At 32.4% G+C, this 25178-nt stretch carries 26 protein-coding genes; 15 read left to right on the top strand and 11 right to left on the bottom strand.

What is annotated here, in order from left to right; all coding sequences use genetic code 11:
• The first annotated feature begins 2 nt into the window (after positions 1-2).
• The 11 genes from DK441_RS06450 to DK441_RS06400 all read left to right on the top strand — a co-directional run bounded on the left by DK441_RS06450 (position 3) and on the right by DK441_RS06400 (position 8193).
• Positions 3-1448 carry a DUF389 domain-containing protein gene (locus DK441_RS06450; RefSeq protein ID WP_235015717.1) on the top strand — a complete coding sequence of 482 codons (1446 nt, stop codon included), beginning with the start codon at positions 3-5 and terminating at the stop codon, positions 1446-1448.
• A 174-nt stretch (positions 1449-1622) separates the two neighbouring features.
• The gene (locus tag DK441_RS06445; protein WP_109097978.1) at positions 1623-2177 is read left to right on the top strand and encodes a GNAT family N-acetyltransferase; all 555 of its coding nucleotides are present in this window, start codon (positions 1623-1625) and stop codon (positions 2175-2177) included.
• Between the two features lie 309 nt (positions 2178-2486).
• Positions 2487-2936 carry a hypothetical protein gene (locus DK441_RS06440; protein WP_109097977.1) on the top strand — a complete coding sequence of 150 codons (450 nt, stop codon included), beginning with the start codon at positions 2487-2489 and terminating at the stop codon, positions 2934-2936.
• Between the two features lie 169 nt (positions 2937-3105).
• Positions 3106-3630 (top strand): DUF4269 domain-containing protein, encoded by a 525-nt coding sequence (locus DK441_RS06435; RefSeq protein ID WP_109097976.1) that lies wholly within the window; start codon positions 3106-3108, stop codon positions 3628-3630.
• A gap of 54 nt (positions 3631-3684) precedes the next feature.
• The gene (locus DK441_RS06430; RefSeq protein WP_109097975.1) at positions 3685-4467 is read left to right on the top strand and encodes an alpha/beta fold hydrolase; all 783 of its coding nucleotides are present in this window, start codon (positions 3685-3687) and stop codon (positions 4465-4467) included.
• A 36-nt stretch (positions 4468-4503) separates the two neighbouring features.
• Positions 4504-5379 (top strand): AraC family transcriptional regulator, encoded by an 876-nt coding sequence (locus DK441_RS06425; RefSeq protein ID WP_235015716.1) that lies wholly within the window; start codon positions 4504-4506, stop codon positions 5377-5379.
• A 164-nt stretch (positions 5380-5543) separates the two neighbouring features.
• Positions 5544-5852: a hypothetical protein gene (locus DK441_RS06420; protein ID WP_109097973.1), complete on the top strand. Its 309-nt coding sequence runs from the start codon at positions 5544-5546 to the stop codon at positions 5850-5852.
• A gap of 224 nt (positions 5853-6076) precedes the next feature.
• Positions 6077-6409 (top strand): helix-turn-helix domain-containing protein, encoded by a 333-nt coding sequence (locus DK441_RS06415; RefSeq protein WP_074409052.1) that lies wholly within the window; start codon positions 6077-6079, stop codon positions 6407-6409.
• Positions 6406-7323, top strand: a complete 918-nt coding sequence (nudC, locus tag DK441_RS06410; RefSeq protein ID WP_109097972.1) for an NAD(+) diphosphatase — start codon at positions 6406-6408, stop codon at positions 7321-7323. Before DK441_RS06415 ends, nudC begins: the two co-directional genes overlap by 4 nt.
• Positions 7320-7862, top strand: a complete 543-nt coding sequence (locus DK441_RS06405) for a DinB family protein (protein ID WP_109097971.1) — start codon at positions 7320-7322, stop codon at positions 7860-7862. The genes nudC and DK441_RS06405 overlap by 4 nt, the downstream gene beginning before the upstream one ends.
• Positions 7863-7905: 43 nt before the next feature.
• A complete protein-coding gene (locus tag DK441_RS06400) occupies positions 7906-8193 on the top strand; it encodes a YciI family protein (protein ID WP_109097970.1) in 288 nt (95 codons plus the stop codon).
• Between the two features lie 32 nt (positions 8194-8225).
• Here DK441_RS06400 and DK441_RS06395 read toward each other — a convergent pair whose 3' ends face one another.
• Positions 8226-9641, bottom strand: a complete 1416-nt coding sequence (locus DK441_RS06395; RefSeq protein WP_109097969.1) for a PLP-dependent aminotransferase family protein — start codon at positions 9639-9641, stop codon at positions 8226-8228.
• A 98-nt stretch (positions 9642-9739) separates the two neighbouring features.
• Between DK441_RS06395 and DK441_RS06390 the strand changes: the two genes are divergently transcribed.
• The 3 genes from DK441_RS06390 to DK441_RS06380 all read left to right on the top strand — a co-directional run bounded on the left by DK441_RS06390 (position 9740) and on the right by DK441_RS06380 (position 13213).
• Positions 9740-10201, top strand: coding sequence for a cupin domain-containing protein (locus DK441_RS06390; protein WP_024772055.1), 462 nt, complete (start codon positions 9740-9742; stop codon positions 10199-10201).
• A 20-nt stretch (positions 10202-10221) separates the two neighbouring features.
• Entirely contained in the window at positions 10222-11127 is a 906-nt protein-coding gene (locus DK441_RS06385) for a dihydrodipicolinate synthase family protein (RefSeq protein WP_109097968.1), read from the top strand.
• A gap of 277 nt (positions 11128-11404) precedes the next feature.
• Positions 11405-13213 (top strand): hypothetical protein, encoded by a 1809-nt coding sequence (locus DK441_RS06380; protein WP_109097967.1) that lies wholly within the window; start codon positions 11405-11407, stop codon positions 13211-13213.
• A 368-nt stretch (positions 13214-13581) separates the two neighbouring features.
• Here the strand turns inward: DK441_RS06380 and DK441_RS06375 are convergent, their stop codons facing one another.
• The gene (locus tag DK441_RS06375; protein ID WP_074409044.1) at positions 13582-14346 is read right to left on the bottom strand and encodes an ABC transporter ATP-binding protein; all 765 of its coding nucleotides are present in this window, start codon (positions 14344-14346) and stop codon (positions 13582-13584) included.
• Positions 14346-15083: an ABC transporter permease gene (locus tag DK441_RS06370; RefSeq protein ID WP_074409043.1), complete on the bottom strand. Its 738-nt coding sequence runs from the start codon at positions 15081-15083 to the stop codon at positions 14346-14348. The genes DK441_RS06375 and DK441_RS06370 overlap by 1 nt, the downstream gene beginning before the upstream one ends.
• 113 nt (positions 15084-15196) lie before the next feature.
• Between DK441_RS06370 and pafA the strand changes: the two genes are divergently transcribed.
• Positions 15197-16837, top strand: coding sequence for an alkaline phosphatase PafA (gene pafA / locus DK441_RS06365; protein ID WP_109097966.1), 1641 nt, complete (start codon positions 15197-15199; stop codon positions 16835-16837).
• A gap of 3 nt (positions 16838-16840) precedes the next feature.
• On the opposite strand, the gene DK441_RS06360 is transcribed toward pafA, so the two are convergent.
• The 8 genes from DK441_RS06360 to DK441_RS06325 form a co-directional block, all read right to left on the bottom strand.
• A complete protein-coding gene (locus DK441_RS06360; protein WP_109097965.1) occupies positions 16841-17893 on the bottom strand; it encodes an FAD-dependent oxidoreductase in 1053 nt (350 codons plus the stop codon).
• Positions 17894-17952: 59 nt separating this feature from the next.
• Positions 17953-18699 carry an SDR family NAD(P)-dependent oxidoreductase gene (locus tag DK441_RS06355; protein WP_109097964.1) on the bottom strand — a complete coding sequence of 249 codons (747 nt, stop codon included), beginning with the start codon at positions 18697-18699 and terminating at the stop codon, positions 17953-17955.
• Between the two features lie 63 nt (positions 18700-18762).
• Positions 18763-19326: a TetR/AcrR family transcriptional regulator gene (locus DK441_RS06350; RefSeq protein ID WP_109097963.1), complete on the bottom strand. Its 564-nt coding sequence runs from the start codon at positions 19324-19326 to the stop codon at positions 18763-18765.
• Between the two features lie 160 nt (positions 19327-19486).
• Positions 19487-20896, bottom strand: a complete 1410-nt coding sequence (locus DK441_RS06345) for a TlpA disulfide reductase family protein (RefSeq protein ID WP_109097962.1) — start codon at positions 20894-20896, stop codon at positions 19487-19489.
• Positions 20897-20906: 10 nt separating this feature from the next.
• Positions 20907-22313 carry a TlpA disulfide reductase family protein gene (locus DK441_RS06340; RefSeq protein ID WP_109097961.1) on the bottom strand — a complete coding sequence of 469 codons (1407 nt, stop codon included), beginning with the start codon at positions 22311-22313 and terminating at the stop codon, positions 20907-20909.
• A gap of 94 nt (positions 22314-22407) precedes the next feature.
• Positions 22408-23256, bottom strand: coding sequence for a glycosyltransferase family A protein (locus DK441_RS06335; protein WP_109097960.1), 849 nt, complete (start codon positions 23254-23256; stop codon positions 22408-22410).
• Between the two features lie 57 nt (positions 23257-23313).
• Positions 23314-23844, bottom strand: coding sequence for a methyltransferase (locus DK441_RS06330; protein WP_109097959.1), 531 nt, complete (start codon positions 23842-23844; stop codon positions 23314-23316).
• Between the two features lie 84 nt (positions 23845-23928).
• Positions 23929-24987 (bottom strand): 3-oxoacyl-ACP synthase III family protein, encoded by a 1059-nt coding sequence (locus tag DK441_RS06325; RefSeq protein WP_109097958.1) that lies wholly within the window; start codon positions 24985-24987, stop codon positions 23929-23931.
• Positions 24988-25178 lie beyond the last annotated feature (191 nt).

Genomic DNA, 25178 nt, shown 5'->3' with positions numbered 1-25178 from the left:
CAATGACAGAAAACACAAATCAACCCGTTCCTGATCAGGACGAGATGGCAGAAACAGTAAAGAGAGATGCCAAAGGCCTTTTTGCCAGTGCTAATACATTTGTTAGAGAACTATTAGATATAAGATCAGAGACAGATAAGGATCAAACAATAGAGGATGTTAAAAATGATATCCCTTTTAAAGGACATAATGCCTGGATTCTTATTTTTTCGGTATTTGTAGCGTCTATTGGTCTTAATGTAAGTTCTACGGCAGTAGTGATAGGAGCGATGTTAATTTCTCCATTAATGGGACCAATTGTTGGAATTGGATTATCTATTGCCATTAATGATATTGATACATTAAGAAGATCTCTGGTTAATCTGGGTGTGATGGTAGGTCTAAGTGTTCTTGCTGCCACATTATATTTTTGGGCTTCCCCTTTAACAGAATTAACTCCAGAGTTAGAATCCAGGACAGCACCTACTATCCTGGATGTATTAGTTGCAGTTTTTGGAGGTTTGGCACTAATTGTCGCCAAATCTAAAAAAGGAACAATGCCTAATGCTATAGCAGGAGTAGCTATTGCTACTGCGTTAATGCCACCTCTATGTACGGTAGGGTATGGTATTGCAGAGTGGAAATTAGAGTATGCCCTGGGAGCACTGTATTTGTTTTCTATTAATGCCACATTTATTGCTTTATCTACATTTATCGTTTCCAAATTATTGCGTTTCCCGATGTTGCGGTATGCTAATTCTGCAAAAAGAAAACGTATAGCACGACTTGCTTCTTTACTAGCAATATTGGTAATGATACCTGCGAGTTATACATTTTATGTAACTCTTAATGAGAGTAATGCAGAACGGGATTATAAGGCATTTAAAGCTAATGAAATTGATGCTAATGAAAACTTGTACCTCAGAAAAGATTTCTATGACTATAATAATGAATCTATAAAATTATATTTTGATGGAGAGATTAATGAGGCTACAGTGAGTGATTTGCAAAATGAAATTAAAAAATATACCAGTATTAGTGATTTTGCATTGGCAATAAATGGTAATAAGTCAAGAGGTATTGATCAGGTATCCAAAGCATATGATAGGTCTATAGTGCAGTTAAATCGTGTAGAAAAAGAAAATGATAAGCTTCTGGATGAAATTGAAGACCTTAAGATTAAGATAGCCGGTCTAGAAACTCAACTTAAAGAAGCAAATAAGGTAGTTCCGGTAACTGTAATGCCGTATGCCAGTATAGCCAAAGATGCAAAAATACGATTCCCAGACCTGGCAGAACTAGGATATGGTGAGGTACAAAAATCAAATTTCTTAAAAGTAGATACCGTGCAAGTTATCTTTCCCAGATGGAAATTTCAGGTATCCGATAGTCTTAATACTATTAGGGTGAATAAACTACAAGAATGGATTACCAAAGAAATGAAAGCAGATACATTGTATGTAGAGTAATGAAGGGGGGTAGATAAAATAAATCTATATTCTTTTTCTGTAATTATTGTCTTAGGACTATCTGCACTTTACGAAGGTGGAGTTAAGAAAGTAACAACTCGTTGGGAAATAGATACTATATAATCAATAGAGGATAATAAAAATTTTTAAATCTTATCATATTGTACTTTAAAAATGACGAGAATCGAAATAGTAACAGAAAGAACAAAACTAAGATTAATCACGTTATCGGATTTAGATTCGATTCATAAATTACATTCTTTGCCCGAAACCGATAAATATAATACCTTGGGAATTCCAATACATATTGAAGAAACTAAATCTATAATAGAGCCCTGGATTGAAGAAAATCAATTGCATGAAATAAAGAAGTATACATTTGCAATTGAAACTAAATCTGATGGAAAATTTATAGGCCTATTTGGATTAAAAATCGGAAATAAAAAATATAATAGAGGAGAAGTTTGGTATAAGATACATTCTGATTATTGGAAAAAAGGATATGCTACAGAATCTTTAAGAGCAGTAATAGATTTCGGATTTGAAACTCTCAAATTACATCGAATGGAAGCTGGATGTGCGGTAGATAATATTGGCTCTATAAAAGTTCTTGAGAAAGCAGGAATGATAAGAGAAGGAAGAGGTAGGCAAGTATTGCCTTTAAAATCAGGATGGTCAGACAATTTTGGATACTCGATACTTAAAACCGATAAAAGAAAAAATAACTAAGGAAGCAATAGTAGTCGTTGTATAAGTCTAGATTTGTTATAAAAGATGTTTTTTATAAATCTTTTTAATTAGTTTCTTCATTGCTTTCTGTATTATAGTTGGAGGGCAACCCCTTTATTTTAAAATCAAAACCAGAACTCTTTTTTTATAAGATATAGTCCAAACGTATTCGGCTCATCACTTTTTTATACTTAATCATCACAAAGTTGATTTGTATCACGACATGAATGTTTTTATTCTTGATATTTGGTAATGGTACACAAGTGTTATTATTTTGTGTAGTCTCAAAATCTCAAAAGATATACTCCAATGTTTAAAAAAATAGATGCAAAGCTTAATACCGTTCTTCTTTTGATTATGGTAATCATGATTTCTTGTGTACAAGAAAGAAAAATAGGTAAAGTAATAAAAGATCAAAATTATATTACTTGTACTAATTTTGAATGCCTTGAAAAAAATAAAAATAAACGAATAGTTGTTAAAGGAATACTTAGAACATTTACTCCTAATAAAACAGGAAAAGGAGCAGGTCATATGTTTTGGGACTGGGAAATACTATTGGATAACCAAATAGCGATACCTGTAATAAGTAAGGATCAAAGATTAGATTTATCTACATACAATAAAAAGAACGTACTAATTGATGGTAATGTGTTTTATGGTATAGTAATAGGGAGTCCAGAAGGACAAAATGCAACTGGATATAGAATAGATGCTCACTCAGTGCAAGAACAAACTACAAGCAGCAAAAAAGAATAGGATTTGGTATGATAGTCTAATGAATTAAAGAGGTTGGTTACAAGGAGTATTTCTATAGTAGAGATAAGATGACCAAATGATTATTTTGGCAGGCATTAACTTAATTTTATAACATTTTTTTATAGTCGTTTTATACCTTACGCTGATAATAGTTTTTGTTTCAGTAGTCATGACAGATTTTAGAAATATAGCGTATTTAAAATTTGGAAATATTCGGCAAAGAAAAGCATATGACACCCTATTAAGCTTGGGTATTATGCAAGTATTGAAAGCATATACCCCGATTCTTACAGGAACTATACCTATTGATATTGATGTACCGCAAAGTGATCTGGATATCATTTGTGAATGCGAAGACCATGCAAAATTTTCAAACATGATTATTGGGTCATTTCAAAAAGAAAAAAACTTTGCGATTTCGACCCGAACATATAGTAAAACAAAAAGAACGATTTGTCGGTTTCGATCCAATGGATTCGATATAGAGATTTTTGGGCAAGATATTCCTACAGAACAACAAGATGCGTATAGACATATGATCGTAGAATATAAGATTTTGAAGGAAAAAGGAGTTCAGTTTCGGTCCAAAATAAAGGAGTTAAAATTTAATGGAGTGAAAACCGAACAAGCATTTGCTCAACTCTTAGGTCTGAAAGGAGATCCTTATAAGGAACTATTAAATTTGAGATATTAAAAAACAAGAGGCTGTAGAGTTTAAAAACGATAATCTTTACACTTTAAAAAACATATGAAAATAAAAGTCCTTGACGGTATATTTATAAGGTATAATATTGTAGATAAAACCAAACAATCGATTTGGTTTTTACATGGATTTGCTGACTCTGGTTTAGCCTATAAAGAGGTTTTTAGCTCTGATCTTGCATCAGAATTTAATCTTTATATTGTAGATCTTCCTGGGTTTGGAGTTAGTCCTGTGCATTCTAACTATATATCGATTAAAGAGCAGGCAGATTTGCTTTCTAAAGTAATAGAAAAAGAAACAGAGAACAATGTAGAAGTAAATATTGTTGCACATTCGATAGGTGCGTTAATAGGAACCTGGGTTTGCCAACAATTAGCAAGTAAGATTAATTATTATATTAATATAGAAGGAAATCTAACAGAGGCAGATAGCTATTTTTCAAGCAAACCTTTGCAATATAATACAGCAGAAGAATTTGCCCAATACTTTGAAAAAAGGATTTTTGAAAATGCAACAAGAGAAGAACGATATAAAAGATATTATTGCAGCTTTAGGTTTGCCGAACCACAGGGAATGCGTAACTGGGGGATTACAAGCCAGGAACACATTAAGGATAATCAATGCGGGTTTGAGTTCAAAGACTTAACTTGTAATAAGATATATATATGGGGGGATTTGGATACTCCAAAAGACACCCAGAGATTTATAAAACAACATAATATCCCAAACAAGCTTTATAAAGGCGTAGGACACTGGCATATGATAGAAAATGCAAAGCATTTCTATGCTGATGTAAGTAAGATTATAAAAAAAGTATACTCCATATAACAAATCCTAATTCGAGGATAGTATGAATCAAAAATGATGTCAAAACAAGAAATCGAAAAATATCATTTTCTAAAAGATGAACCCCAAAAGAGGCAGTTTGATATTTATGATTTGGCCGAATATCAAAAAACGAATTCTCAACATTCTTCAAAACCACATACACACAGTTTTTATCAAATTATTTGGTTTAAAAGCAATAAAGGAAAGCACTTTATAGATTTTGAAGAGTATGATATAAAAAAAAACCGGATTTTTTTTATTGCTAAAAATCAGATTCATTTTTTTGAAAAACGCCAGGACTATAATGGTTTATTACTTCATTTTAATGAATCATTTATTTTAAATAATGAAACCGATATCAACTTTTTTCTTACCTACTCTATATTCAATAATCATCAAGAACCCTTCTATCAGGTTCCTAATGAGCAGGAACACCAGATTTTAAGCTATTTTCAGCAAATAGAAAATGAAACGAAAAATAGTGGTGAGTTTGGTAACCAAATGATTCTATCTAATGTACTAAAAGCTTTTTTGCTTCGTATAGAACGTGAGAAGCGAAAAAATGGTAAAACAATCAAAACAGACTTAAGCCGTAATTTTACATATCTCAAGTTTAGAGATCTTTTAGAACATAATTTTAATCAAAATTGGTCTGTATCCAATTATGCAGATGAGCTTTCCATTTCAACAAAAACACTTAATTCTATTATTAAATCCGAAATGGGGAAAACAACTTCGCAAGTGATTGTCGATAGAATCCTTTTGGAAGCCAAAAGAAAATTGATACATACTAATGCGCGTATAAACCAAATCGGGTATGATTTAGGATTTCAAGATCCTTATTATTTTATCAAGTATTTTAAAAAACATCTTAAAATCTCTCCCTCAGAGTTTAGGAAAACGATTTCCTAAATTTACTAATTATAGTAGGTTTTGTCCATTTTATTGGGTTTGGTTGCGAGCTATTTTTGTTCTGTAACAAAATTATAAATGCAATGAAATCAAAATTTAAATTTTCGATCAGACTATTGCCAATATTCGCGACAATAGTGTTATTAACTTTAACATCAATGACAATGGACAAAAAAGTAGAAACAAATGCCTATTTACAAATTACCCTTAAAATCAAATCAGAAAATCGAGAACGTGCTGCTGGTATATATCTTAAATACAAAGAGCCATTTTTAAAACAAATCAAAGGAGCAGTATCAAAAGAATTGATCCTAAGAACCGAAGATGTACAGGTGATGCATGGTTTTGAATCTGAAGCGGATGCAAAAGCATACCTGTCATCTAGCTTATTCGAAAAAGATGTGGTTAGAGAATTAAAACCTTATCTAGAAAGCGCCCCAGATGTTAGAGTTTATTCTGTTTTTAGAAATTAGAACCTACTCTCTTTAAGAAAAGAGACACTTATAGCGGCTATTTTTTTATGCAATGGAAGGCAATTTGAGTTTGGGATCAAATTGTCTTCTATTTTTTTGTAACTCAATACGAATACTGTTTATAATACGACTGATAATGCTATCTGTAAACATGAATATTATTTTTGTTGATTTATTGCTACACTTTATGTAGCTTTGCTATTAAATATGTAGCAATTTATAATATGGCAACACCAAAACCAGGAAAACCAGTTAGAGGATCAAAAACCGGACAACCTATCATGGCTCTTTTTGATTTGTTAGGAAGAAGTTGGGCTATGGGAATAATATGGCATTTGTATAGAGGCCCAAGTACATTTAGGAAATTACAAGAGTATTGCGAATCAATTTCTCCCACTACGTTAAATAAGAGATTAAAGGAGCTTACAGAATCTCATCTCATAGAGCGTTCTATTGATGGATATATGCTAACTAAGCAAGGGAAAGAATTATTCGAATTATTATCTCCACTAGGTAAATGGGCAAAAACCTGGGCAAATAACTATAGTTCGAAATGAAAAAACAATATTATAGTAATCCATTTTTTGATAGAGCAGCCGAAAACAGAAGAACTTCTTCAGTAATTTCTTCAAATGATGTTTTGATTATTTCGTTTCAACATAAATTTTATTTCTTTCAAGAAAAGGAAAGAAAAGAGTTGGCTTTATTTCCATTAGAATTATTTAAACAGGTTTCTCTTAACAGTTCTTTTTTAGGAGTGCAGAAAGACAAAAAAATCTGGACAGCCGACTTAACAGAAACAGATGTAAAAAGTGTTTCAAAAATTTTAAAAGGAGGTTGGTTTTATGATGTTCGGGATTTGGTGGATCAATTAGAAAATGAACAGGCAGCACTTTTGGCGTATGCTTTAGGGATAAATAAGTGGCATCAAATAACCAGGTTTTGTGGTGCTTGTGGAGCAGATACTACAAACTGGGAAAATGGACATAGCAAAAAATGTAAAAACCCAAAATGCTCTACTATTTTCTATCCACAAATCTCACCAGCTATTATTGTACTTATTGAGTATAAACCAAAAGAAGGGCAACCATTGTGTTTGTTGAATAAAAGAAAAGTTGATAATGGGTATATGTGTTCTACATTTGCAGGGTTTGTCGAAATAGGAGAAAGCCTTGAAGATGCTGTAGTAAGGGAAATGAAAGAAGAAGTAAATGTAGATGTAACTAATTTACGCTATGTCGACTCGCAACCATGGTCATTTTCATCTTCTTTAATGATGGGATTTGTTGCCGAAGTAGAACATACAAAATTTGAGGTTGATGGCGAAGAAATTAAGGATGCTGCCTGGTTTTCGGCAAAACAAATACATGAGAGTGTATCAAAAGAAGAACTAATACTTTCGAGACCAGATTCGATAGCCAGATTTTTAATAGAAACCTGGGCGAATAACAACCTAAACAAAATGTTATGAGGAAAATTGATAAACCTATTTCTGGTGAGTTTCCTGCCTACTCTAGTATGTACATGGATTTGTTGCAGGATGACGGCAAAATTTTAAACCATTTGTGGGATAATTTCATTACCATCAAAAGTTTTATATACAATTTGCCAGAAGAAAAATTGTACCACAAGTATGCTAAGAATAAGTGGACTATTAAAGAAATCCTGGTGCATATTATTGATGATGAACGTATTTTTTCATACCGGGCATTACGATATGCGAGAAATGATAAAACACCTTTACCTGGGTTTGAAGAAAAAGATTATGCAATTTATTCTAAAGCTAATGAGCGAAGTTTAGAAAGTATATTTGATGAATATGAGATGGTAAGAAAATCAACCATAGCACTTTTTAAATATCTGCCAGATGATTGTTTTATGAGAAGTGGTGCATCTGTCGGAAATATTAATCACAGAACTGTTAGGGGATTAGCATACCATATAGCAGGGCATGAACTAAGGCATTTTAATATCATAAAAGAACGGTATTTGAATATAAAACCAGAATAGTGTAGATGTCAAAATTGTAACCAAGAACTAAAAAAAATACGCAATGTTTATTATCAATTTTAATTTTGTTAAACCAATAGAAGAAGTTAATCGTTTTACCGAAGCCCACCGTATTTATATTTCAGAACAATACAACACAGGGAAATTTATAATAGGAGGGCCCAAATCACCAAGAACAGGAGGAATTGTAATCGCAAATTGCGACTCTGAAGAAGAAGTTTATGAAATCTTAGATAAAGATCCGCTAATACAAAAAGAAGTAGCAGAATATAGTATAATAGAGTTCACCCCTGTAATGAGTACAACAGATTTAAATCATTATCATAAATGAGAACAGAATGCCGAGGTTTGTGTGATATATCGTTATAATAACTTAGAAAGTGCAATAACTCCTTTTTTTAAATGCTCTTCGGATAATGATGCATACCCTAAACGGAAACCATGTATGGGGTTGATAAAACTAAATTTATTAGGTGTAATAATATCTATACCTTGCATGTTTAGTTTTTTGGCAATCCGAAAAACATCTACCTCTTTTTTAGGCATCAGCCAAAAAGCAAGCCCTCCATCTGGTTTACTAAAAGATACTTTTTCTTTTAGATAGGTATGAAGTAAGGTTTCGAAATAGTCTCTTTTGGCTTTGTATATCGCCGAAGTCTTTTTTAAATGACGTTTTACTTCTCCGTCTTTTATTAATTGTAAAATGGCTTGCTCCATGATATTATCACCCTGTACATCAATAATTTTACGAAGATCTCCTGCCTTTTTTATAAAATTTTGGCTTCCCACCAAATAACCAATACGCAGGGCAGGTGCAATGATCTTACTTAATGTTCCTATGTAAATAAAATGCTGAACGTTATCAAAACTAGAAATCGGTAAAACTGGCCTGTATCCAAAATGGAATTCATTATCGTAATCATCCTCAATGATGGTAAATCCATATTGATTAGATAATGAAATTAACTCTAAACGTCTTTGGAGGCTCATGGTTACAGTTGTGGGAAATTGATGATGAGGAGTTGTGTATATTGCTTTTATCTTTTTATGCTTTTTTAAATAATACTTTACATCATCGATACTTAACCCTTTATCATCTATCGAAACAGGAAGAAGATTGGCTCCAATACTCTCAAAAGCTCGCCATGCTGGTTTATAACCTGGATTTTCTATTAATACAAAATCATTTTTTTCTAATAAACAATGACTTGTTAAATACATTGCCATTTGACTACCTCTGGTGATGCAAATTTCATGAATTGAAATATTCATCCCTCGTTTAAAATTTAGCATTTGTACCATTGCATTTCTAAATTCAGAATCCCCTAGTTCATTACTGTACCCCATCATTTGCCAACGAGCTTTGCGATTAAAAATTTGCCTGTATGCTCTTGCTAATGCCGTGGTAGGGGCAAGTCTACTATCCGGAAACCCGTCATCAAAAACGATCAATGGTTTTGATGAATGCTTATCATCTGTAGTATTTTGCCTGTAAACACTTTTATGTTGGTCCTGTTTAGGAAAAACATTAGCCACAAATGTTCCTTTTCTTTCTTTAGAAACAAGCCACCCTTCTGCGATCAAGACGTTTAAACCTTCAACAACCGTATTCCTGTTTACTTTTATTAATTCTGCTAATTGTCTACTTCCAGGTAAAGCCTGGTTTTTATGTAATTGCTCATTTTTAATTGCATCAATAATAGCATCTGCAATTTGTAGATATATAGCTTTCTTACTAGTAAGATCGATTTTAATTTGAAGTTTCCAAGGTCTAAGCATCTGGACTATCTATTTATGTCTTTTCTGTACCATAAAGATAGTCCAAATATAAAATACTTTTACATTGTAATAATACAATGAACAAAAATTAGAAAACAATGGAAACTAAAGAAAAAAAATTCAGTTCAAAAGATTTTCATGAAACTTTTGCAAGACCAAAATTTGTAATGCCCGATACATTAATACATAAAAATGTAGAAAATGCAGGGGTACACGATCAGTTCTCTACAGAAAGAAAACATCCTGTTTTTTTTATAGATCTACCTAGTAAAAATGTAAGTATGACGATTGGAGGTTTGTTACCAGACCAAATGACAAATAAACATAGGCATACGTATGAAACATTATTGTATGTAATCGAAGGAGAAGGGTATACCGAAATAGAAGGTGTGAGAGTGGATTGGAAAGCAGGAGATGCTGTATACATTCCTAGTTGGACCTGGCATCGTCATAAAAATTTGAGTAGTACAAAAAATGCAAAATACATTGCCAGCGAAAATGCACCCCAGCTTCAAAACTTAGGTGTGGCACTTCGTGAAGAAGAAGGTAGAGATTTATAATCATCAAAAAAAAATACATTATGAAAAATGTACAATTTAAGGGTGTGATTGCTTACCCAATAACACCATTTGATACTAATGAAAAGGTAGATGTTGATTTGTTTAGAAAACTTTTAGAACGACTAATAAGGAATGGATCTCACGGTATTGCTCCTTTAGGAAGTACAGGTGTACTTCCATATCTTACTGATCAGGAAAAAGAGGCGATAACCGAAGCAACAATTCAGCAAGTGAATAAACGACTTCCTGTTTTAGTTGGAGTTTCGAATCTAACAACAGAAAGAACAGTGCATCATGCTAAGTTTGCAGAAAAAGCTGGTGCTACAGCGGTTATGATCATCCCAATGAGTTACTGGAAATTGACAGATGATGAGATCGTTCGACACTATGACACGGTAGCAAAACAGATTTCTATTCCGATTATGGCCTATAATAATCCTGCTACAAGTGGAGTAGATATGTCACCTGTATTACTAAAACGTTTGTTAGAAATCCCTAATGTTACCATGATTAAAGAAAGCACAGGCGATGTGCAACGTATGCACTATTTAAGAAAAGAATTGGGGGAAGATGTAGCTTTTTATAATGGTTCGAATCCTTTGGCATTAGCCGCTCTTTCTGCAGGAGCAACGGGTTGGTGTACTGCAGCTCCAAATCTTATTCCCGAACTTAATATTGCGTTGTATGATGCAATTCAAAAAAATGATTTGAGAGATGCGCAAAACATATTTTATAAACAGATCAATCTCCTGAAATTTATAGTTAACAAAGGATTACCAAGAGCAGTTCAGGCAGGTTTAACGATTTTAGGAGAAGAGGGAGGGGGGTTACGTAGTCCTTTAAAATCATTAACAGATATAGAAAGTAACGAGTTAAAAACTATTCTGGAAAAATCAGGGTGTGGTATTGAAAAAGTATTGGGATAAGAATGGATACTAATAAAAACGAGTAATTAATTTTTGTATTTAATATAACTGATTTAATAATAAGCAGGATCAATATTTTTGGTCCTGCTTTTTCTATGATTATTAGTTAAAAAACATTTTATAGTACTCACTTACTGAAAGAATGTAACAAATGAATCTAAGTTTTTTGACAAACTATTAGGAGTGAAATCACTGTTTTCAGGGGTCGGGGTATTTATTCTTTATATCGTTTTTATATACAGAATAATGAATCCTAAAATTTTAAAAACTTTTAAAAATGAAAAAAACTTATTTATTTGTATTATTGATAATCATTATTACGGTGGGTGTATCCTGTAGTAAAGATGATGATGCGGTAATTACTACTATTACCATCAAAGATTTTACCACTACTATTGAAGAAAACCCTACAATGAATCAGGAGTTGGGTACTATAAAGGCGACAACCAATCAAGGAAAGTTAGCTTTTAGTATTAAAAGCGAAACTCCCAAAGGAGCTATAGCTATAGATGCAGCTACTGGAAAACTCACAGTAAAAAAAGCGTCTTTGTTTGATTATGAAGCTTACCATAAACTTACCGCTGTAGTATTGGCCGTAAATGGAGAGGTAACTAAAGAGGCTAATGTAACAATTGTACTTAAAGACATTGAAGATTCAGGGGCGACTACCATTACAATAAAAGATTTTACAGCAACTATTGAAGAAAATCCAAAAGTAGGCCAGGAGCTAGGTACTGTAGAAGCAACAACTAATCGGGGAGAACTATCTTTTAGTCTTAAAAATGAAACTCCAAAAGGAGCTATGTCTATAGATGAAATTACTGGAAAATTGATGGTAAAAGAGGCATCTTTGTTTGATCCTAAAACTCATCCTAAACTTACGGCAATAGTATTGGCGGTAAATGGCGATATAAGCAAAGAGGCCAATGTTGAGATCACTTTTAAGACCAGTGGAAAGAATATTGTTTTTCCTGATAAAAATTTTAAAAAGAAACTTTTAAAACATGATCCTAAGATAGATATTAATGATGATGGTGAAATCTCCATAGAAGAAGCCAAGAATGTAAAAAACGTGGATGTACCTGTGGCATATATAACAGACCTTACAGGTATTGAGTATTTTACTAATCTGGAAAGGCTGAACTGTAGTGTCAATATGCTAAAAGTATTAGATGTCAGTAAGAATACAGTACTAAAAGAACTGCATTGCTTTTATAATCAAATTGGTATTTTGAATGTTAGTAATAATAGTAATCTAAAAATATTGAATTGTGGGAATAATGAACTAAATACTCTGGATGTTAGTGTAAATATTGCTTTAGAAACATTGTATTGTGGGATGAATAAACTAAAGACTTTGGATATTAGTAAAAATACCAACCTAGTAAAATTAATATGTAGCAAGAATCAATTAACAGTTTTGGATGTTAGTAAAAATATAGTTTTAGAAGAGCTATATTGTGTTGATAATCAATTGAGTATGTTAAATGTTGGTAAAAATAGTAACTTAAAAGTATTGGGGTCTTCTAGTAATCCATTAGGAATCTTGGATGTAAGTAAAAACATAGTTTTAGAAAGTTTATTTTGTGCAAGTAACCAATTAACTACCTTGGATCTTACTAAGAATATTAACTTAAAAGAATTAGGTTGTTCAAATAACCGACTAACAACTTTAGATGTCAGTAAAAATATAGATTTAGTAGATTTAACGCCTGCCTATAACCAATTAAGTGTTATCGATATTAGTAAGAATACAGCTATAGAATTATTATGGGTTACAGGAAATAAGCTAAACACTTTGGATATTAGTAATAATAAGGCTTTAACTGTATTGAGGTGTGTTTCTAACTTGTTAACTACTTTGGATGCCAGTGCGAATACAAATTTAGAAACATTATATTGCAAAGACAATCAATTAACGTCCTTAAACCTTAAAAATGGGGCTACTGATAAAATAATCAATGTAACAATGCAAGGTAATGCACCTGGATTATGTGTAGAGGTAGATGATCCCTCAGCATCCAATATTGCAGATTGGATAAAGGATTCTGGAACTACGTTTAAAAGGGTATGTGACGCATGGTAGTCAGGTAGCTTTTAAAAACCAGAGTATAGAAATGAAGAAAATTAAGTAGCTTCAAACAGAAAAGAATGCTACTTAAATTAAATTGATAAGCAGGACTTACATTTTTTGAAGTCCTGCTTATTAATTGATGCTATAAACTGTAGATGATAAATAACAAAAACAAATATAGGTGGATTTGATTCGTTGGTTTTATTTATAGGAAGAGTTTTGGTTATTGAAATGACTCCGAGACCTAGTGTACTATTGGTCTTTGCTAATAATATGAATTAAGGAATAAGAACTGTTGAAACTACTACTACTACTACTACTACACAAAAAGATAGAACAATTGTAATGAGGATATCTTTAAATCTTATTTAAACCGTTAATTATAACCCTTTTAATTGAGCATCACGAACTTTTTTAAACAAATTAGAAGAGTATACAAAATCGGTTACTGCTTTATTATCGGTTTTGAATATTTGGGTTTTATCACCTTCCCATTCTAAATTACCATTTTTAAGAAAAACGATTTTTTCACCAATTTCCATTACCGAATTCATATCGTGCGTATTGATTACGGTGGTGATATTGTATTCTTCAGTAATTTCTTTAATTAGATTATCTATAACAATAGCAGTTCTGGGATCAAGTCCAGAGTTAGGTTCATCACAGAATAGATATTTGGGACGCGTTACTATGGCACGTGCAATGGCAACACGTTTTTGCATTCCACCACTAATTTCTGAAGGCAACTTTTTCTCAGCATTTTCAAGATGTACACGATCTAAAACCTCATGAACCCGCTCTAACATTTCTTCCTTTTTTTGTTTAGTAAACATCATAAGAGGAAACATTACATTTTCTTCTACAGTCATAGAGTCAAATAACGCACTACCCTGAAAAACCATTCCCATCTGCTCTCGCAAGCTTCTTTGTTCTTCCTCATTAAGTTCGGAATATGTGCTACCATCATAGCAAATAGAACCTTGTTCTGGAGTAAAAAGTCCAAGTAAGCATTTTAAGAATACAGTTTTACCACTTCCACTGGTACCAATGATGAGATTAGTTTTGCCTCTATCAAAGGTTGTAGTAATTCCTTTTAGAATTTCTTCTCCGTTAAACCCTTTATGTAAATTGGTAACTTCTATCATTAGCTTAATAATAGTTGAGTGAGAATATAATTAGATATGACAATAGAAACCGTAGTCCATACAAAGGCAGAAGTACTTGCTTTACCAACTTCTAGTGCACCACCTTTCATATAATACCCATGAAATGATGGTATGGTTGCTAGTAGAAAAGAATATAAAAAAGTTTTTATAAAAGCATATACCAGGTGATAAGGAATAAACTCCTCTCGCAGTCCTGTCAAAAATTCTGAGCTAGAAATAAATCCCCCATAAACTCCGGCAACATATCCTCCAAATATACCTACAAACATTGCTATCGCAATAATAAAAGGATAAGTAAGCATGGCAATGATTTTAGGGAAAACTAAATAATTGAGAGAGTTGATACCCATTACCTCTAGTGCGTCGATTTGTTCGGTTACTCGCATTGTACCAATACTCGAGGTAATAAAAGAACCTACTTTACCTGCCATGATAACAGAAATAAATGTAGGAGCAAATTCAAGTATTACGGATTGTCTTGAAGCAAAAGCAATAAGCTTTTTGGGAATTAGAGGGTTAGTAAGATTGAGTGCAGTTTGGATAGCTACAACCGCTCCAATAAAAAAGGCTAGAAATACTGTTATTCCTAAAGAACCAATAATTAAATCATCTATCTCTTTAAATATCAGATTCCGTATCACAGAACCTTTAGTCATTCGACTAAAAACGCCTTTTAACATTAAAAAATAGCGACCAATATCGTCTAAGTAAAACATGCATTATAATTAGAAAGGCTAAAATAGAAAAAAAATTATCCATAGCATTTAACCTTCTATTAAAGTTTTACATTTGTAGGAATAGTATTTTAGCTATTTAAATTCAAAATATAATGACAAAAAGAGTATTTCTAATCTTATTAGTTGCGTTGTGCTGCATGCCTTGTAAAGCACAGGTAGCGGTTCAAATCAATAGTTCGCCAAAACTGGTAGTTGGTATTGTTGTAGACCAAATGCGATATGATTATTTAACCCGTTTTTATAATCGATTCGGTGATAGGGGGTTTAAGCGTATGATCAATGAAGGTTTTAATTGTAAAAACAATCATTTTAATTATGTACCTACTTATACCGGTCCTGGTCATGCTTCTATATATACAGGAACTACACCAAAAAATCATGGAATTATCTCTAATCATTGGTATGATAAGTTTGGTAAAGCAATGGTGTATTGTGCAAGCGATTCATTGGTTAAAGCAGTAGGATCTAATAGCGAAATGGAACGAATGTCTCCTCGTCGTATGAAAACATCTACTGTAAGTGATCAAAATAGATTACATACACAATTAAAAGGAAAAACAATTGGTATTGCTATAAAGGACCGAGGTGCTATTCTGCCAGCTGGCCATTCTGCCAATGGCGCATATTGGTTTAGAGGTAAAGATGAAGGGAAATGGATAACCAGTACCTATTACCGTAACGAATTACCAGATTGGGTTAAAAAATTTAATACTTCTAACCAGGCAGAGTCTTATTTAAAAGTATGGAATACCCTTTATGATATTAATACATATGCAGAAAGTGGTCCGGATCAGAATGAGTTCGAGGGCGGATATAAAGGTAAAGAAACAGTTACGTTTCCTTATGATTTAGCAAAGCTAAAAGATCAAAATTCTGGATATGATATTATTAAATCATCAGCTTATGGAAATAGCTTAACCACCGACTTTGCAATTGCTGCAATCGAAGGGGAACAACTGGGAGCAGATAAGACTACAGATTTTCTTACAGTAAGTTTTTCTAGTACAGATTATGTTGGGCATAACTTTGGAGTAAATTCTAAAGAAATTCAAGATACATATTTGCGATTAGATAAAGATTTAGAACGTTTTTTTGATGCTTTGGATACTAAAGTAGGTAAGGGGCAATATACCGTTTTCCTTACGGCAGATCATGGAGCTGTACATGTACCGTCATATTTAAAATCTGTTAAGATTCCTGCAGGTTATTTTGATAGAGATGCATTTACGACCAAGGTTAAAGCATTTGTAAAAGCACAGTTTAAAGTAGATGGATTGATCGAAAATATATCAAACAATCAAGTGTTTTTTGATTATAACATGTTAAAAAAACATACAATATCTGCAGAAAAACTTGAGAAAGCACTCGCTCATTATATGCTTCAGGAAAATCAAATTGATAAAGTATTTACCAGGAACCAATTAGAAACAGGTGAATATGTTACCGGTATTGCAGCGCTGATTCAAAAAGGATTTAATCAAAAAAGAAGTGGTGATGTGGTATATGTGATGGATCCTGCTACGATATCGTATTCTAAAACAGGTTCGACTCATGGGAGTGGTTTAACCTATGATACTCATGCCCCTTTATTATTTTTTGGACAAGGAATACAAAAAGGAAGTACGACTCAAGAAACATATATCCCGGATATTGCACCTACTATTTCTGCTTTATTAGGAATTACTTTCCCTAACGGAGCTACAGGAAAGGTATTATCCTTTGTATTAGAGTAGGGGTTATTCTTTTAATTTTTGATATATGGATTGTGCACTTTTAACTGCACCTTCCATATATCCTCCAAATTGAGTTGCAGTTTCAGCACCTGCAATAAATAAGGTATTATCAAAAAAATCTTTTTGATAGATAGGGTGACCGTTATTTTGATGAGGAAAGATAAAATGTTCAGAATCATTAAAGGTATTGGATTCTTGTCTCCAAATCTCTTCCTTATATTGAGAATATTCTAAAGCAGCATCACCAAAGAGTTTTTGAAGTTGGTGTATCACCTTAGATTTTCTGTTCTTTTTGGTTTCCAGATACATTTCATTTTGCAAAAAGCCTTTTAGGGCATATTTAGTATTTCTGTGATTTGAGTGATCATATAGTTCTGTTATTGGCCCCACATTACTAAATACAGTTCCCGAAAATTTGTTTTCTTTCCAAAATGGTCTTTTGTAAGCAATTCCAAACTTTATAGCATCTCCCATCCAGGTATGGGTATTGTTAGCGATTTTAAGAGTGTTTTTAGGTAAAGAAGGATTAAAATGTATAGTATTTACAAGAAGCTTAGGCGGTAATGTAGATACTACTTTATGCGCATGATAGTTGTGGTTAGTAGTATTAATTTCAAATTGATTTTTAGTATAATTAATACTTGTTACTTTTTCATTTAAAATAAGTTCTTCCTTGGTAAGAGATGAGGCCAAAGTATTAAGTAAAGCAATAGTTCCTCCTTGTATTCGGTAACTTGGTTGTTGGTTTGGTGGTAAATGTATGTGTTGAGGTGGGGCAGTAGATAGCGATTCAAACAATGCAGTTCCTTTTATGAATTGTTCAAAAACAGGTAGCTTTAATTCTTCTAATACTTTTAGTAACTCCTGATGTTGGATTCCTATCCAGGTAGCTCCCATTTCTATTGGTGTTTCATCATTAGTAAGAACTGTATGTATTCTTCCACCAATTCTACTTCTAGCTTCGATAATTTTAAAAGAAATATTGTGCCCTTTTAATCTATAAGCAAGTAACAATCCTGTTAATCCGGCACCAATTATAAGTACTTCTGATTTCATTATAGTTAAATGTAAAAAGTAAAGCCTCCTTTTTGAGGCCTTACTTTGATATTATTTTTTTAATTACGTCCGGCAATTACGCCACCATCAGTATCCCATATCGCACCAGTAACCCAGGAGGCTTTATCAGATAATAGAAAAGTGATACTATTGGCAATATCTTGCGGAGTTCCATTTCTTCCTATAGGGTGAAAATTATTAAATCCTACCAACGCTTTTTTAGCTTCTTCGGCACTGCCAAAAACACTATCATAAACCGGAGTTTCGACTACGGCAGGAGATACTGCATTTACTCTAATCCCGTGATCTGCCAGCTCCATTGCCAGGTGTTGAGTAAGAGTATGTAGTCCTGCTTTTTGCATAGAATAAGCAGAAGAAGGAGTTGCTTTTACAGCTTGTTTTGCCCACATCGAACCTACGTTTACAATAGCTCCACTATTATTTTCTTTCATTTTCTTAGCGGCAGATTGCGTTATAAAAAAGAAACCTCTATTAAGATCCTGATAAGCATCGTAATCCTCTACCGTATGATCCAGAAATGCTTTTGGCCCAAAGATCCCGGATGCGTTTACAAGATAATCTAAGCGATCTAGTCCAGAAATGGTATTGGTCAATTTGTTTACACTGGCTGTATCTGTAATATCGACCTGGTGTTTAATTATGTTATCTGCATCTGGTATTTTAGATATATTTCTCCCTACTACGTGCACTGTAGCACCTCCTTCGATTAAAGTATTTACGGTAGCATTACCAATTCCACTGGTTCCGCCAACGACCAAAGCTGTTTTGTTTTTGAATGTTGTCATTTTTAGTTTTTTAAGATGAATAAAATTGAACAGACAAGTCTGTCTTTAATTAGTAAAATTTTTTTAGTTCAGTATGTTTTTACAAAGAGATAAACCAGTATCTATTGGCCATTGATTTTGATGTAATTTACTTTCAGAAATAGAGCTTTCGTAAATTAAATAAACTCTTTTGGCCAGTGCTTCATTTGCAGAAGCTATGTTTTGATTACAGTTCTGTTCTACCAGTTCTTTTATAAATTCGATAAACTCTTCTTTTTGTTTTTGAATCTCTTTTCTGATTTTTTCATTTTCTCTCGGGATTTCGGCAATAGTATTTACACACCAGCATCCATTAAAATCTTTTTCTGCAAAGAATTCTATAAGAAAATGAAATAAAGCATACAGTTGATTCTTTCCTTTTTTGGCATTACCCACAAAGGTTTTTATATTTTTTGTAAACAGATCATTTCTAAACCTAAGATAAGCAAGGCAGATATCTTCTTTTGAAGCAAAATGATTGTATAGCGTTGCTTTTGCAATACCTGCTTCTTTTATGATTTCATTTATACCAGTGCGATTATATCCTTTTTGGTAAAAAAGATCAGAGGCAGTTTCTATGATATGTTGTCTTACTAAAGAGTGTTTCACGGCACAAAACTACAAAATAATTTTAAAAACAGACAAGTCTGTCTATTTTTAATTCAAAATTAGTATAAAGAGGTGTAAAAATAGGAGGTCTATTTAAAAACAAATCAGCAAATTCTATAGAATTTGCTGATTTGTTTTTTTTAAAGAATAAGATTTAATTTTAGATATTTAATTCGTTAAAAACTTCTACAAGTATAGGATCAGATGGTCTTGGGGCATAAGGATTTACAATTTTACCTTCTGGGTCAATTAATATGAATCTGGGTATTGTTCTTATACTATAGTCAATGGCAAATTGAGATTTTGAAGCTTTATCAGCAAGTAATTGGATTCCTCCAAGCTCTTTTTCTTTAACCATTGCTCTCCATGCATCATGTTTTGGTTTCTTATCTATAGAGATACTTACAAATTCAATATTTTTATTGTGATATTGTTTTTCGATTTTCTTTAGATGTGGAATTTCTGCTTTACAAGGCCCACACCAGGTCGCCCAAACATCAATATATACATATTTTCCTTTAAGGTCACTAAGTGAAGTTGTACCTCCTTTGTAGTTCTTGTAATTGGTAAACACTGGAGAATTATTTCCTTTTGCCAGTCGTTCATTTAAATCTTTTATTTTTTCATACTTAAGGGTTAATTCGTTTTTTAATTTCTCATCATCAGATGCTACCATGATTAAATCATATAATTCTGCTACATTTTCATTTTCTTGAGTTACTTTACGTGCTATGTTTTTTATAAAAGCGTCTTTGATATTTTTACTACTAATCTGAGCCAGATTCTCTATCATTGCTTTACCTATAAAAATACCATCTTTGGCTGCTTTTTCTTCAGAAATTCTGTCGAATATACTAAAGCTTAATTGTCTATATGGGCCAGAGTTTTCAAAATCTTCGGTGTTATCAATATTAAAATCTTTTAATTCAGTCAAAAACCCTTCAGGAGTTTTATAATTTTCTTTTTTAGCATAATAACCGTGAGTTGACTGATAATTATTCAGCATTGATAAATATTCATAATGATTATCCTTAGTTTGGGCAACCACAAATTCGGGATCTAAATCTTTATATTTTTTAATCACATCATTTTTAGCCTGTTTGTTTTGCAATACCAATTTTTTAAACTCATCGGCTTCTTTTATAAAAAGTTTTTGATATCCTTCTGGGCCACCGGCAAAAAGACTTTCTTCTATTATTGCTTTTTCTGCCAGATAGTTGTTAGCATCTGCAGCAGTACCTGTATATTTTATACTTTCATGAAACTGTTTAGTATCTATTGTTAATTCTAATTGATCTCCATGATCTAAGTACAAAGATGATCTTTGCCGACCAATTATAAAAGAGTAGGAACCTTTGGATTCGATCTTTAAAGTATCAGAGAATGTGCCATCTTCATTAATTGAGATTGCTTTTTTGAAGTTATTACCATTTCCATATACACTAATCTCATTTTCTACGACATTATTTACTTTTCCTGAGAAAAGCACATAATCTATTTTACTTTCTTTGTTACACGAAGTTAGGTATAGTATGTGAGTTAATGCCCAAAGGAATGGTTTGATTTTCATAAGGTATATATTAAATACTAAGTTCGTTAAAAACCTCTACAAGTTTAGGGTCGGATGGTCTTGGTGCGCTTGCACTTACAATATTACCTTCGGGATCAATTAAGATAAACCTAGGGATTCCTTTTATTCCATAATCAACAATAAATTGAGACCTCCAATTGTTGTCTGCGAATAATTGAACTCCACCTAATTCCTTTTCTTTAACCATTGCTTTCCAGGCATCGTGTTGTGGTTTTTTATCAATAGAGATACTTACAAATTCGATATTCTTATCGTGATATTCTTTTTCGATTTTCTTTAGGTGCGGAATTTCGGCCTTACAAGGTCCACACCAGGTAGCCCAAACATCTATGTATACATATTTTCCTTTAAGATCACTTAAAGAAGTTGTTCCTCCTTTGTAATTTTCGTAATCATTAAATATGGGCGACACATTACCTTTAACCAATACTTTTATTTTTTCGAATTTATTGGTTAATTCACTTTTAAATTCTTCATCGTCTGAGGCCGCCATAAGCATATCATATAATTCTGCAGCGTTATCATTTCTAGGTGATACTTGATATGCTATATTTTTCATAAAAGCATTTCTGATATTTTTACTCTTTAGTTGAGCCAGATTCTCCATCATTGCTTTATCCATAGAGATGCTATCATTCGTAGCTTTTTCTTCAGAAATTCTATAAAAAACATCAGAACTTAATCTTCTATAAGCGCTAGATTTCTCATAATCTTCGGCATTATCAATATTAAAATCTTTTAATTCATCCAAAAGACCTTCTGGAGCTTTATAGTCTTCTTTCTTTGCATAATGGCTATGAGTCGACGGATAATTATTTAACATTGATAAATATTCATAGCGATTATCTTTAGTTTGAGTAGCTACAAACTCGGGGTCTAAATTTTTATATTTTTTAATCGCGTCGTTTTTAGCTTGTTTATTTTGAGATATTAATTTTTTAAACTCATCGACTTCATTCATAAAAAGTTTTTTATAACCTTCTGGGCCATCAGCAAAAAGACTTTCCCCTATTAAGGCTCTTTCTGCCAGATAGTTATTGGCATCTGCAGCAGTACCTGTATATTTTATACTTTCGTCAAACTGCTTAGTGTCTATTGTTAATTCTAATTGATCCCCATGATCTAAATACAAAGATGATCTTTCACGACCAATCACAAAAGTATAGGAACCTTTGGATTCAATTTTTAAAGTATCAGAGAATGTACCATCTTCATTAATTGATATGACTTTTTTGAAATGATCACTATTTCTAAATACGCTAATCTCATTTTCTAGAGTATTACTTACTTTTCCAGAGAAAAGCACATAATCTACTTTTTCTGCTTTGTTTTCCTTATTACAAGAAGCTAAGCATAGTATGAAACTTAATGCCCAAAGAAGTGGTTTGATTTTCATGAAATTATTTTTTAAAAAAATTAATGTTTCAATGTAAGAATAATTTATGGTAAAAAAGTTAAAGAAATACTAGTTTTCTGAATGGAACTATTCGCTATAAGAGCTTTTTTTTCATTTTTTTCCAACGAAGTTTACGAATAAAGTTTCCTTCTTTTTGGGAAACAAGGAAAGTCTCTTTTTTTGCTTTTGCTTTGTAATATCCTGTTAAATAATTATTGATCAGGCTTGGTTGTTTTTTGAGCAATGCCAATTTTACTGAAGCAATTAGTGTAATCCAAAACCCGTATCGCATTCGATAAAAGGCTTCTCCTTGTTTATATTTTGCTTTAGGGTTGTATTTATTTCCGGTTGGTTTTAAGTGTTTGACATGTAAGGTGTCGTCGGTTTTTATTTCCCAATTGTGATATTGAGCTAATAACTCATCTATAGTATCCCATCCCATTGCTGGTTTAAGCCCTTTAATATCTTCGAAACACGTTTTACGATATGCTTTTAATGCTCCTCGAATGTGATCTTTGCTGGTTAGATTTTCTAAAACCCATTTTTTATTTTTTTCTATATAACAAAATCCACCTACCATTCCTGTTTTATCATTTTCCTGAAAATGATGGGTAATTTTAGCTAAGTAATTTGGTGGAAAAACAAGATCTGCATCGAATTTACAAATAATATCATAGTTTGTATCTAATGTTTTGAAACCCTCATAGAAAGCATTAATCACTTTGCTTCCCGGCATATGATTTTTAGAAGTATACGTATCTACTATGGATATATAATCATATGTATTTACATATTCATTTATGATACCTTTTGTATTGTCTGTAGAATGATCATTAACTACTACTATTTTGGTAGGAATAAGTGTTTGAGAAGTCAAAGAATCAAGAGTCTTTGCTATAAAACGCTCTTCATTATGAGCAGGTATGATAATATATATATTCAAGAAATAATTGAAGTTTTTGGTTTCAGGTTTAAAGTTAAAAAACTAAAAAGAGAGAAGCTAAGAATTTTTGACTCTCTCGGCATATACAATATAGTATCTCGGCGTAAAAAGTCTTAATAGTGGTCGTAAACCAATCTTTTTAACAGGGTGTGTCCACTTATTTCTTGCTTTAATTTCCCAGCCGGCTTTTTCGAGTAACCAATCAAATTGCCAATCTTCAAATTCGTGGTAGTGCCTGTCCCATGGATCAGTTTTACTACGATAGGCAGGAGAGAACCATAATTTTAATGGAATAGAAGCAACTAGTTTATCTGCTTTAATGTCGCGTAAAACATTAAAAGGAGCGATAAGGTGCTCAAAAATTTCGAAGGCAGTAACAATTTGAATATTTTCTTTTTGTACAGCTTCTGTATTAAGGTCCAGATCTTCGCCAGAGGTATTTGATACTGTATATCCTTCTTTTTCCATAAACTCTACAAAAGGATTTCTAACACCCAAATCTAGAACAGTACCTGGGGCAGGGGTGTTTTCTCTAAGAAATTCTAAAGTTTTTTGGTATCGCTGGTGAGGAAAATTTCCTTCGTACATAATAGTCAAATCAGTAATTATAGTGTAAAAATAGACAATTACCCAGATTACTATCTGTACATCTAAGAGAATTTTACAAAAGCTTTAAAATTGATATAAAAGAGTATTGATGTTCATCCCTGCACCTACACTGGCAAATAGCAAAATATCTCCTTCTTTAATGGATTGGTTTTCTACTTTACCATTTAAAATAAGGTCATATAGAGTAGGAACAGTAGCAACACTACTATTTCCTAGCTTTTGAATAGTCATGGGCATAATGCCGTCGGGTACTTTCTGGTCATATAGATCATAGAACCTTTTTACAATAGCTTCATCCATTTTCTCATTAGCTTGATGAATGATAATTTTTTTGATATCTGTGATGCTAATATCGGTTTTATCAAGGCAAATTTTCATGGCTTTTGGCACTTGATTTAAAGCAAATTCATATATTTTTCTCCCATGCATTTTGATGTATCTCGTATCATCATTAGAGATGTTATCGTTTGTTTTTCCGAAGAATAAAAAATTACTTTCTTCAAGTGTATAAGAAGCACTTATAGAAGAAATTATCCCTCCGGGTTGTTTTGTTTTTTCTAGTATCACAGCTCCAGATCCATCAGAATAAATCATAGAATCCCGATCATGTTTATCTATAACACGAGATAAAGTTTCTGCCCCAATAACAAGACATTTTTGAGCCATACTACTTTTTATATATGATTGGGCTTGTATGACTCCTTCTATCCAGCCAGGGCACCCAAAAAGCAAATCATATGCGACGCAGTATGGATTTTTTATTTTTAATTTATGTTTTACTCTTGCCGCAAGACTGGGGACAGTATCTGCCTGAGAGGAGTTTTTGTCTACATCGCCGAAATTATGGGCTACAATAATGTAATCAAGGGTTTCAGGATCAATTTTTGAGTCTATAATTGCTTTTTTTGCAGAAAGAAATGCTAAATCAGAAGTGTTTTGATCGGTAGAGGCATATCTACGTTCTTCAATACCTGTGATTTTTTTGAATTTATCAATTATAGCGGTAGTGTTATGTTCGATTAAAACCTTGTTTTCAGTAAAGAATTGATGATTGGTAAAGTCGTTGTTTTTTTTAATTTCATTAGGAATATAGCTTCCTGTACCCGTTATTTTGATATTCATTATACCCAATTATTTATTATAAATGGTAAGGTACATGATAGGAATTATTTTATTATGCATACATAACAGATACTACGATGCCCAACTTTTTTATGGATTTGATTAAACTCTGATTATACATTAGAAAACTCATTATAGTTTGAAACTACTTAGGAATATTTCACTGCACTTATCAACTTTCATAATATAGA

This window comes from Aquimarina sp. AU58, from assembly GCF_900312745.1.
Taxonomy (GTDB): Bacteria; Bacteroidota; Bacteroidia; order Flavobacteriales; family Flavobacteriaceae; genus Aquimarina; species Aquimarina spinulae.
Note: the sequence above shows the minus strand (reverse complement) of the source record. Positions and strands in the feature narration are given on the sequence as shown.